A 10,464-nucleotide genomic window follows, 5' to 3' on the forward strand; every position below is an offset into this window, starting at 1 on the left:
GGTCGACTTGGCGCGGCTGGCTTCCTGGGCCTCGGCCTGAGCCTCCTCCAGCGCCTGGGCGTTGGCGCGCAACAGGCGCACGGCGTCCATGGTGAAGCTCGTGACCCCGACCATGACCACCGCCAGGACGATGTATTCCCAGGCCTTCCACTGCTGCGAGGTCGCGGCGGCGAAGATCAGGGCGGCGAAGGGCGGCGGCGCCAGGGCCAGCAGCAGGGCGCGGCTGACCGCGGCGTATTTCAGCCCTTCGATCAGCAGGCCGAACATCACCATCAGGGCGGCGAACTTCAGGCCGGCCGACCCATGGAGCCACAGCAGGCAGGCCGCGACGGACCAGACCACGCTGAACGCCATGCCCGGTCCCAGGCGCCGGATCATCGGAAAGCGCCGCTCGGAGGCTGGACGGAACTGGGCCTTGACCAGCAACAGCACGCCTTCCAGCACCGCGTTGATCGCGATCCAGGGCAGCAGGACATAGAGGCCGAAGGTGTAGGCCAGCAGGATTCCGACCAGGGTGGTCATCACCAGGCGACCCGCCGTTCCACGGCGGCTCATCTCCAGCGAAGCGCCGTCGATCCCGTCATTGAGGAATTCTCGAAGACCCAAACCCTGCCCCCTCCGGGCGCGACAAGCCGCCTGACCGTAGCGGGTTTCACCTGTCACGTTACGAACCTAAGACGCGAATGACCGCGTCGGCGACGCTCAGAAGCGCGCCGCGCTCATCGGTCGGTGCTTCGACGGCGGCGATGGCCGCATCGCCCAATGGCCCACCGTCGCCAGCAGGCCGGCGGGGCGGATCGGCTTGGGATGCGCGTCGTCGAAGCCCTGGACCAGCAGGCGCTCGGCGTCGCCGACCATGGCGTCGGCGGTCAGAGCCACCACCGGCATGTCGACCCGGCCACCCTCGCCGGCCCGGATGCGCCGAACGGCCTCGACCCCGTCCATCACCGGCATGTGCACGTCCATCAGCACCAGGTCGAAGGACTCGGCGCGCAGCGAGGCCAGGGCGGCCCCGCCGTCGTCGACGGTGGCGACCGACACCCCGGCCGCCTCGAGGATGGCCCGCGCCACGACCTGGTTGACGGCGTTGTCGTCGACGACCAGCACTCGCACTCCGGCGAGGCTGGGCTCGCTGGCCGTCGCCTCGCGCCCGGCCTCGACGCTCGGACCCTCGGTGGCGGGCAGCGGCAGGCGGACGGTGAAGGTCGAGCCCTGGCCCAGGGCGCTTTCCACCGTCACGTCGCCGTCCATCAACTCGGCCAGCTGACGGCAGATGGCCAGGCCAAGACCCGTGCCGCCGAACCGGCGGGCCGTCGAGCGGTCGCCCTGGACGAACGGCGAGAACAGACGCGCGCGCTGTTCGTCGGTCAGGCCGACGCCGGTGTCGGTGACCGCCAGCACCACCCCGCCCGCGTCCGGCCCGACACGCACGGTGACCCCGCCCGCGTCCGTGAACTTCAGGGCGTTGGAGACCAGGTTCAGCAGGATCTGGCGCACGCGCGCCACGTCGCCCGCCACCCAGGCGGGCGTGGCCGGATCGACCTCCAGGGTCAGGTCCAGCCCCTTCTCGCGGGCCGTCTCGCTCCACACCAGGCCGATCTGGTCGGCCAGGTCGCGGATGTCGAACGGCGCGATCTCCAGGTCCAGCTTGCCGGCCTCGATCTTCGAGAGGTCCAGAATGTCGTTGAGGATGGTCATCAGGCCGTGGCCCGACTGCTCGATCAACTCCAGATACCTGGCCTGACGCTGGTCCAGGCGGGCGCCGCGCAGGGCGTGGGCCAGGCCCAGAACTCCGTTCATCGGCGTGCGCAGCTCATGGCTCATCATCGCCAGGAAGGCCGACTTGGCCTCGCTGGCGTCCAGGGCGGCGGCCTCGGCCCGTTCCAGGGCCAGACCGTTGGCGCGCAGCTGCCGGGCCGTGTCCAGCATGTAGAACAGCAGCCCGCCGATGGTCAGGACGATGACGCCGAACTCCCAGCCCTTGAACTGGCCATCGGCCAGCGGCGCCACCGTCAGGGCGATGAATGGCGGCGGGGCGATCACCAGCAAGGCGGGCCGGCTGATCGCGCCATAGCGGATCGCCTCGACGATCAGGCCGAACAGGACGACGAGGGCGGTGAACCGCATGGCAGGCGAGCCGTGAATCCAGCACAGGCCGGCCATGATCGACCAGACGAGGCTGAAGGCGGCCGGCGTACCGAATCGCTTCAGCATCCCGCCGAGGTCGTGCTTGCGCGTCTTGATGGTCCGCTCGAGGTAGGCCAGCCACCCCTCCAGCACCACGTTGACCGCCACCCAGGCCAGGGCCGCGCGCCAGCCGAACTGCCACAGCAGCAAGCCCGCCGCCAGGGCGGCGACCACGCAGCGAGCCCCTCGGGCGCGCCGGCTCATGGTCAAGGTCGCACCCTGACGCCCGTCCTCGAGAAACTCACGCAACCCCACTCGCCGCCCCCGCCAAGGAAACTTGACGGGAGGCTAGGCGGCATAAGGTTCACAAGGGTTTACCGTGCGACGTGCTGTCGCACTATTTGCACCTCGGCGCTTTATTACCCCGAAAGGAATTGCGCATCCGGCCTCGCGCGCGCCCTGAAAGGGATCGCGCATCAGGCCCCGCTACCCCTGGAAGGGGTCGCGCATGAGAATGGTGTCGTCGCGCTCGGGGCTGGTCGACAGCAGGGCCACCGGCGCGCCGATCAGTTCCTCGACGCGACGCACATACTTGATGGCGTTGGCGTTGAGGTCCTTGAACGAGCGGGCCCCGGCGGTGCTTTCGCTCCAGCCCTCCAGTTCCTCGTAGACCGGCGTGGCGGCGGCCTGGTCGCGCAGACCGGCCGGCAGATAGTCGACCACCTTGTCGCCGATCCTGTAGCCGACGCAGATCTTCAGGGTCTTCAGGCCGTCCAGCACGTCCAGCTTGGTCAGGGCCACGCCGTGGATGCCGTTGATGGCCACCGACTGGCGCACCAGCACCGAGTCGAACCAGCCGCAGCGGCGGGCCCGACCGGTGTTGACCCCGACCTCGCGGCCCACGGTCGACAGGTGCTTGCCGACCTCGTCGAACAGCTCGGCCGGGAACGGCCCCTCGCCCACGCGAGTGGTGTAGGCCTTGACGATGCCCAGCACATAGCCGGTCGCCGCCGGCCCCATGCCCGAGCCGGCCGAGGCCTGGCCCGCCACGGTGTTGGACGAGGTGACGAACGGATAGGTGCCGTGGTCGACGTCCAGCAGGGCGCCTTGGGCGCCCTCGAACAGGATGCGGCGGCCGGCCTTGTAGGCCTGGTCCAGCACCCGCCACGCCGGCTGGGCGTAGGGCAGGATGCGCGGCGCCAGGTCCATCAGGGCGTCGAACAGCTCTTGCGCGCTCGCCTCCGGCAGGTTCAGGCCGCGACGCAGGGCGCCGTGGTGCGACAGGAGTCGCTCGATCTTGGGCTTCAGGGCTTCCGGATCGGCCAGGTCGGCGACCCGGATGGCGCGGCGGCCGACCTTGTCCTCGTAGGCCGGGCCGATCCCCCGCCCGGTGGTGCCGATCTTCTGGGTCGAGGCCGCCTCGCGCGCCTGGTCCAGGTCCTTGTGCAGCGGCAGGATCAGGCAGGCGTTGTCGGCCAGGATCAACAGGTCGGGCGTGATGGCCACGCCCTGCTCGGCGATCTTGTCGATCTCGGTCAGCAGGTGCCACGGGTCGACCACGACGCCGTTGCCGATCACCGACAGCTTGCCCTGCACCACGCCCGACGGCAGCAGGGCCAGCTTATAGACCTTGCCGTCCACCACCAGCGTATGGCCGGCGTTGTGGCCGCCCTGGAAGCGCACCACGACGTCGGCCCGGTTGGAGAGCCAGTCGACGATCTTGCCCTTGCCCTCGTCGCCCCACTGGGCGCCGACAACGGTCACATTGGCCATGATAGAGATACGCCTTGTCGCCTGCCGGGTGACGTCACGGGGTCCTTCGACAGGACTCGACCCCGGACGTTCAATCAGTTTTGGCCACCCTTGTTTTCAAAGGGCGCCGCGCCAGCCGTCAAATCGGCCTCGCGCGAAGTCAGAAGGCGTAAACCAGCCGAACCCCCGCGTCGTCAAGTCCCTGGTTCTTGCCCTGGTGGAAGATCTGGCCGTTCGACAGGTGGGTGTAGGAAAGCTCCACCGACATCCGGTCGCTGACCTGATAGCCAAGGGCCAGCTCCGGTTCGAACAGCACGTGCGAGCCGAATTCGATGCGGTGATAGTAGAGATAGGTGCGGCGCGCCCGCTCCTCGTCGGAGATGCCGGGCGCGTTGGCCGGCGGCAGCTTGGCCTTGCCGTCGGTATAGGCCAGGCCCATGCCCGGCCGCAGGTAGAATCCGCCCGGCTGGCCGAAATCGATCTTCCAGTCGAAGCCGGCGGCGACGAAGTTGGATTTGTTCTTGCTGTTGATCGACACCATCGTGTGGACCTGCGGCTTGCCCAGCCAGCCCAGGTTTTCCAGCTTGCCGGTGCGATAGCCCAGGTGGACGTCGACGCCGTCCTCGCGCCCGGCCGCGCCCAGGCCGACCGCTTCGCCGATGAAGGTCACGTCGTGCTTGTAGACCCCGACGAAGGCCTCTCCGGCCTGTGCGGGCGCGGCCAAAGCCAGCGCGCCCGCCGCGAGCAGAAGGCCGGCCGTGGCGGCGAAAAAGGCGGTCTTCATCGAGTCGTCCTGATCTTGAGCCCCCACGGCTCTTATGTCGTGAACGGCGAAGCTCGCAAAGGGTTTCGGCCGCCAGCCCGGGATGTGGGGAAGCGACTTCAAAAGCTCAACCGCAGGCTCTAAACCTGCGGCCATGTCCATCTCCCTCGCCGACATCCAAGCCGCCGCCGGACGCCTGAAGGGCCTGGCCGTCGAGACTCCGCTGATCGAGAGCCCGGCGCTGAACGAACGACTGGGCGGGCGGGTGTTCCTCAAGCCCGAGACCCTGCAGCGGGCCGGGGCCTTCAAGTTCCGGGGCGCCTATAACCGCCTCAGCCAGCTCTCCGAGGATGAGAAGAAGCGCGGGGTCGTGGCCTTTTCGTCGGGCAACCACGCCCAGGGCGTGGCGCTGGCGGCCAAGCTGGTCGGATGCCCGGCGCTGATCGTCATGCCGTCCGACTCGCCCGCCGTGAAGGTCGAGGGGACCAAGAGCTTCGGAGCGGAGATCCGCTTCTACGACCGCTTCACCGAGGATCGCGTCGCCATCGCCGACCAAATCGCCGCCGAGCGCGGCTGCGTGGTCGTGCCCTCCTACGACGATCCGCACATCATCGCCGGCCAGGGCACGCTGGGGATCGAGATCGTGGAGCAGGCGCGGGCCAAGGGCGTCGAGCTCGACCGCGTGCTCAGCCCCGTCGGCGGCGGCGGCCTGATCGCCGGGACCTCGACGGCGGTGAAGGCCCTGTCGCCCGCGACGGAGGTCTGGGGCGCCGAGCCGGCCAGCTTCGACGAGACCCGCCGCTCGCTGGAGAGCGGCCGGCGCGAGACCATCGACAAGAACGCCCGCTCGATCTGCGACGCCTTGCTGACCCCGACCCCCGGCGAGCTGACCTGGCCGATCAACCAGAAGACCCTCACCGGGATCGCGGCGGTGACCGACGCCGAGGTGGCCGAAGCCATGCGCTACGCCTTCTCGGTCCTGAAGCTGGTCGTCGAGCCCGGCGGCTGCGTCGCCCTGACGGCGGCGCTGACGGGGAAGGTGGACCTGAAGGGAAAGACCGCGGCGATCGTGCTGTCGGGCGGCAATGTCGATCCGGGGTTGTTCGCGCGGGTTTTGGGCGGTCAGATCTGAGCCAACAAACAAGGTGTCATCCCGGGCGGAACGCAGCGCGGTCCCGGCTCGGCGAGCTCCGCGCTTGGCCGGGATGACAGCCAATAAGGAGGGAAGAAGACATGAACCTGCCACCCGCGACCGCCCTCCCCCAGACGTCCCTCCCCCAGACCCCCCTCCTGGTCGTCGACCGCGCCGCGCTCGAACGCAACATCGGCAAGATGCAGGCCCTGTGCGACGCCGCCGGCGTGCGCCTGCGCGCTCACGGCAAGACCCACAAGTGCTCCACGCTCGGCCGCCTGATCGTTGAGCGCGGCGCCGTGGGCCTGTGCTGCCAGACCGTCGGCGAGGCCGAGGCCTATGTGGCCGGCGGGATCCGGGACGTCCTGGTCACCGCCCCGGTCCCGACCTGGGGTCCAGCCCGCCTGGCGGCCCTGGCGCGGACAGGCGCGACGGTCGGCGCTGTCGCCGACGACGCGGGCCAGATCGACCGCCTGTCGGACGCGGCCGTGGCGGCGGGCGTCGTCCTGGATCTGGTCGTGGACCTCGATCTCGGCACCCACCGCGCCGGGGTCTATCCGCACGAGGCCCTGGCCCTGGCCCGCGCCGCCGACGCCGCGCCTGGCCTGCGCTTCGGCGGAATCCAGGCCTATCTCGGCCACCTGCAGCATCTGGACGACGGCGCGCTGAGACGCTCGGCCGACGAGGCCGCCTTCGCCACGCTGAGGGCCCTGGTCGCCGAACTGACCCAAGCTGGCCTGCCGCCGCCGGTGGTGACGGGCGGCGGCACCGGGACCCACGCCTTCGACCTGGCCTCGGGCGTCTTCACCGAGCTGCAAGCGGGTTCGTACGCGGTGATGGACGTGGAGTACGACGCCTGCGGCGCGCCGGGCGGCGGCGAGTGGCCGTTCGAGCCGGCCCTGTTCGTGGCCGCCAGTGTCGTCTCGGCCCGCCACAAGAGCCACGTCGTGGTCGACGCCGGCTTCAAGGCCATGGCGATGGACGGCCCGCCAGCTCGGGTGGCGGCCGGCGCCGCGCCCGGCTCGCTGTGGCGGCCGATGGGCGACGAGCACGGCATGATCGCCCATCCGGCGACCTTCGACGTCTTGAAGGCCTCGGGCGGCGCGCCGCTGGGCTTCGACAAGGCCGTCGCCGCCGCCGACGCCGATCCCGTCCGCGCCTGGCCGGAGGACGCGCCCAAGGTCGGCGACATCGTCTGGCTGCAGCCGGGCCACTGCGATCCGACCATCAACCTCTACGACGCGCTGCATGTCTGGGATGGGGAGCGGCTGGAGCGCTGGGCGGTGGATGGGAGACGGGTGAGTTCCGTCTAAGCTTTCACCTCCTCGGGTCCCGGCTCTCCGCTACGCTGCGGCCAGGATGACGAGAATTTCTGCGGTATCACCACCCTGCCCTCCGCCCGCGCGACGCCCCTAGCCACGCCCTCAAAGCCCCTCTAGGGTCCCCCGCTCAACGACAAGATTTCCCCCTAAGAGGGTCACGGATGAAACGCCTGCTGCTCGCCACCGCCCTTTTCGCCGCGCCGTTGCTGGCGCAGGCGGCGGATACGCCCAAGATCGACCCCGCGCGCCTCTCGGCCCACATCAAGGTTCTGTCCTCCGACGACTTCGAGGGTCGCGGCCCCGCCACCGAGGGCGAGAAAAAGGCCGTCGGCTACATCGTCGACCAGATGAAGGCCGTCGGCCTCACCCCAGCGGGGGATGTCCAAAAGGACGGCAAGCGCGCCTGGACCCAGGACGTGCCGCTGGCCAAGTTCCAGATCGAGGGCCCGGTCAGCGCCGGCGTCAGCGTCGGCGGCAAGGCCCAGGCCTGGACGCAAGGCGAGCAGGTCGCCATCCGCGCGGCCATGACCAATGTCGACGCCGTCTCGATCAAGGACGCCCCGATCGTCTTCGTCGGCTATGGCGTGAAAGCTCCAGAGAGAAGTTGGGACGACTTCAAGGGCATGGACTTGAAGGGCAAGATCCTGGTCGTGCTGATCAACGATCCGGACTTCGAGACCGGGTCCGGAGATTTCGGCGGCAAGGCCATGACCTACTACGGCCGCTGGACCTACAAGTACGAGGAGGCCGCCCGCCTGGGCGCGGCCGGCGTGCTGATCGTTCACGAAACCGCGCCGGCCTCGTACGGCTGGGCCACGGTCAAGAACTCCAACACCAACGTGATGTTCGACATCGTCCGCAAGGAGCCGGCCAAGTCGCACCCCGCGCTGGAGGCCTGGATCCAGCGCGACGTCGCCGTCGACCTCTTCAAGCAGGCCGGCCTCGACTTCGACGCGCTGAAGAAGCAGGCCCAGGGCCGCGACTTCAAGCCGGTGACGCTGACCGGCGCGGCCTTCTCGGCCGACTACAAAGTCAAGCACGAGACGATCGTCTCCAAGAACGTCGCCGGCCGCATCGTCGGGACCAAGTATCCGGACGAGACCATCATCTACAGCGGCCACTGGGACCACCTGGGCGTCGGCGCCCCGGACGCCAAGGGCGACAAGATCTATAACGGCGCGGTCGACAACGCCGACGGCATCGCCGCCCTGCTGGAACTGGCCCGCGCCTTCAAGAGCCAGCCCGCCCCGCAGCGCTCGATCCTGTTCCTGGCCGTGACCGCCGAGGAAAAGGGTCTGCTGGGCTCGGAATACTACGGGGCCAACCCGCTGTTCCCGCTGGCCAAGACGGTGGGCGACATCAACATCGACGCCCTGTCGGCGGCGGGTCCCGCCAAGGACATCGGCACGTCGGGAGACGGCAAGGTCGACCTCCAGGACCTGCTGGTCGCCAAGGCCAAGCTGCACGGCCGCTACTTCACGCCCGATCCGACACCGCAGGCCGGCCACTTCTACCGCTCGGACCACTTCCCGTTCGCCAAGCGCGGCGTGCCGGCGATCTCGATCGGCTCGGGCAATGACCTCGTGAAGGGCGGCAAGGAAGCCGGCCAGAAGGCCGAGGACGACTATACCGAGAACCGCTACCACCAACCGGCCGACGAGTGGTCGCCCGACTGGGATCTCTCCGGCCAGGCCGCCGACCTCGGCCTCGTCTACGAGATCGGCGCGGATCTGGCCAACAGCCGTGTCTGGCCGCAATGGCAGGCGGGCTCGGAGTTCAAGACCCTGCGCGACGCCACGGCGGCGCAGCGGAAATAAGGTTTGAAACTGTCATCCCGGCTAAGCCCACAGCGCGCCGAGCCGGGATGACACACGATTTGTGACCCCATGACCGCCTCAGTCTTCGACCTCTTCAAACTCGGCGTCGGCCCGTCGAGCAGCCACACCATGGGGCCGATGACGGCTGCCGGGCTGTTCGTCGGGCGGCTGCGCGCGGCCGGAAAGCTGGCGGCGACCGCGCGGGTCGAAATCCGCCTCTACGCTTCCCTGGCCCTGACCGGACGCGGCCACGCCACGGACCGGGCGGTGATCCTGGGGCTGATGGGCTTCGTGCCGGCGCAGCTTGATCCCGACGCCGGCGAGGCGGCCCTGCTGGAGGTCCAGGCGACCCAATCGCTGAGCCTGGGCGGCGACCACGCCATTGCCTTCGACGAGGTCCGGGACATCGTCTGGCTGGGCCACGAGCGCCTGCCGCAGCATCCCAACGGCCTGACCTTCACCGCCTTCGACGGGACCGGCGAGATCCTGGCCGAGCGCACCTACTTCTCCATCGGCGGCGGCTTCGTCCGCGACGAAAGCCAGATGGGCAGCAACGCCCCGCCGGACGAGGGCCCGCCCGTCCCCTTCCCGTTCGAGAGCGCCGCCGATCTGCTGGAGCGCGCCGAGCAGGCCGGCCTGACGATCGCCGCGGTCATGGCCGCCAACGAGCAGGCGGGGATGAGCCAGGGCGAGATGAACGCCGGCCTCGACCGCATCTTCGGGGCCATGGAGGCCTGCATCGACCGGGGGATGCGCCAGGACGGCGTCCTGCCCGGAGGCCTGACCGTCAAGCGCCGCGCCCGCCAGATCCACCAGACCATCCAGGGCCGGATGGAGCGCCAGATGAGCGATCCGCTGGCGGCCATGGACTTCGTCAACCTGTGGGCCATGGCGGTCAACGAGGAAAACGCCGCCGGCGGCCGCGTCGTCACCGCCCCGACCAACGGCGCGGCGGGCCTGATCCCGGCCGTGCTGAGGTTCTTCGTCCGCTTCCACAACGGCTCGCCCGAGCAGGTCCGGACCTTCCTGCTGACCGCCGCGGCGATCGGCGCGCTCTACAAGATGAACGCCTCGATCAGCGGCGCCGAGGTCGGTTGCCAGGGCGAGGTGGGCGTGGCCTGCTCGATGGCGGCCGCCGGCCTGGCGGCCGCGCTAGGCGGAACCAACGCCCAGATCGAGAACGCCGCCGAGATCGGCATGGAGCACAATCTGGGCCTCACCTGCGACCCGATCGGCGGGCTGGTGCAGATCCCCTGCATCGAACGCAACGCCATGGGGGCCATCAAGGCCATCGACGCCGCGCGCCTGGCCTTGCTCGGCGACGGCCAGCACTCGGTCAGCCTCGACAAGGTCATCGCCACCATGAAGCGCACCGGCGAGGACATGAACGAGATCTACAAGGAGACCTCGATGGGGGGGCTGGCGGTGGGCCTGTCGGTGAACCGGGTCGAGTGCTGATCGGCTGGGTCAGCGCCGCCCCCTCAGTCGCTCCGCGACAGCTCCCCCAGAAGGGGAGCAGAAATCGCGCTCTCCTCCCCCTCCGGGGGAGGT

General features: G+C 69.5%; 7 protein-coding genes and 1 pseudogene. 4 read left to right on the plus strand and 4 right to left on the minus strand.

Annotated elements, in window-relative coordinates; translation table 11 throughout:
- The 4 genes and pseudogenes from VJ655_RS11820 to VJ655_RS11835 form a co-directional block, all read right to left on the minus strand.
- Positions 1-606, minus strand: a pseudogene (locus VJ655_RS11820) (hybrid sensor histidine kinase/response regulator); the annotation flags it as partial.
- A gap of 96 nt (positions 607-702) precedes the next feature.
- Entirely contained in the window at positions 703-2,391 is a 1,689-nt protein-coding gene (locus VJ655_RS11825; protein ID WP_324111277.1) for an ATP-binding protein, read from the minus strand.
- Positions 2,392-2,613: 222 nt separating this feature from the next.
- Positions 2,614-3,900 carry an adenylosuccinate synthase gene (locus VJ655_RS11830; protein WP_324111279.1) on the minus strand — a complete coding sequence of 429 codons (1,287 nt, stop codon included), beginning with the start codon at positions 3,898-3,900 and terminating at the stop codon, positions 2,614-2,616.
- Between the two features lie 139 nt (positions 3,901-4,039).
- Positions 4,040-4,663 carry an acyloxyacyl hydrolase gene (locus VJ655_RS11835; RefSeq protein WP_324111282.1) on the minus strand — a complete coding sequence of 208 codons (624 nt, stop codon included), beginning with the start codon at positions 4,661-4,663 and terminating at the stop codon, positions 4,040-4,042.
- 133 nt (positions 4,664-4,796) lie between these two features.
- Here VJ655_RS11835 and VJ655_RS11840 point away from each other — a divergent pair, with 133 nt between their 5' ends.
- The 4 genes from VJ655_RS11840 (at position 4,797) to VJ655_RS11855 (ending at position 10,371) form a co-directional block, all read left to right on the plus strand.
- Positions 4,797-5,774: a threonine/serine dehydratase gene (locus VJ655_RS11840; RefSeq protein ID WP_324111284.1), complete on the plus strand. Its 978-nt coding sequence runs from the start codon at positions 4,797-4,799 to the stop codon at positions 5,772-5,774.
- A 101-nt stretch (positions 5,775-5,875) separates the two neighbouring features.
- Complete coding sequence (locus tag VJ655_RS11845) at positions 5,876-7,087, plus strand: alanine racemase (protein WP_324111286.1); 1,212 nt, start codon at positions 5,876-5,878, stop codon at positions 7,085-7,087.
- A 170-nt stretch (positions 7,088-7,257) separates the two neighbouring features.
- Positions 7,258-8,913 (plus strand): M28 family metallopeptidase, encoded by a 1,656-nt coding sequence (locus VJ655_RS11850; RefSeq protein WP_324111288.1) that lies wholly within the window; start codon positions 7,258-7,260, stop codon positions 8,911-8,913.
- Between the two features lie 69 nt (positions 8,914-8,982).
- Positions 8,983-10,371, plus strand: a complete 1,389-nt coding sequence (locus VJ655_RS11855; RefSeq protein WP_324111290.1) for an L-serine ammonia-lyase — start codon at positions 8,983-8,985, stop codon at positions 10,369-10,371.
- The last annotated feature ends 93 nt before the right edge of the window (positions 10,372-10,464 follow it).

It is taken from the genome of Caulobacter sp., assembly GCF_035254145.1.
In the GTDB taxonomy this organism is placed as follows: Bacteria; Pseudomonadota; Alphaproteobacteria; order Caulobacterales; family Caulobacteraceae; genus Caulobacter.

Coding starts and splice junctions, on each gene's coding strand:
- VJ655_RS11825 (WP_324111277.1), bottom strand. CDS start 2,391: ATGAGCCGGCGCGCCCGAGGGGCTCGCTGCGTGGTCGCCGCCCTGGCG.
- VJ655_RS11840 (WP_324111284.1), top strand. CDS start 4,797: ATGTCCATCTCCCTCGCCGACATCCAAGCCGCCGCCGGACGCCTGAAG.
- VJ655_RS11845 (WP_324111286.1), top strand. CDS start 5,876: ATGAACCTGCCACCCGCGACCGCCCTCCCCCAGACGTCCCTCCCCCAG.
- VJ655_RS11835 (WP_324111282.1), bottom strand. CDS start 4,663: ATGAAGACCGCCTTTTTCGCCGCCACGGCCGGCCTTCTGCTCGCGGCG.
- VJ655_RS11855 (WP_324111290.1), top strand. CDS start 8,983: ATGACCGCCTCAGTCTTCGACCTCTTCAAACTCGGCGTCGGCCCGTCG.
- VJ655_RS11850 (WP_324111288.1), top strand. CDS start 7,258: ATGAAACGCCTGCTGCTCGCCACCGCCCTTTTCGCCGCGCCGTTGCTG.
- VJ655_RS11830 (WP_324111279.1), bottom strand. CDS start 3,900: ATGGCCAATGTGACCGTTGTCGGCGCCCAGTGGGGCGACGAGGGCAAG.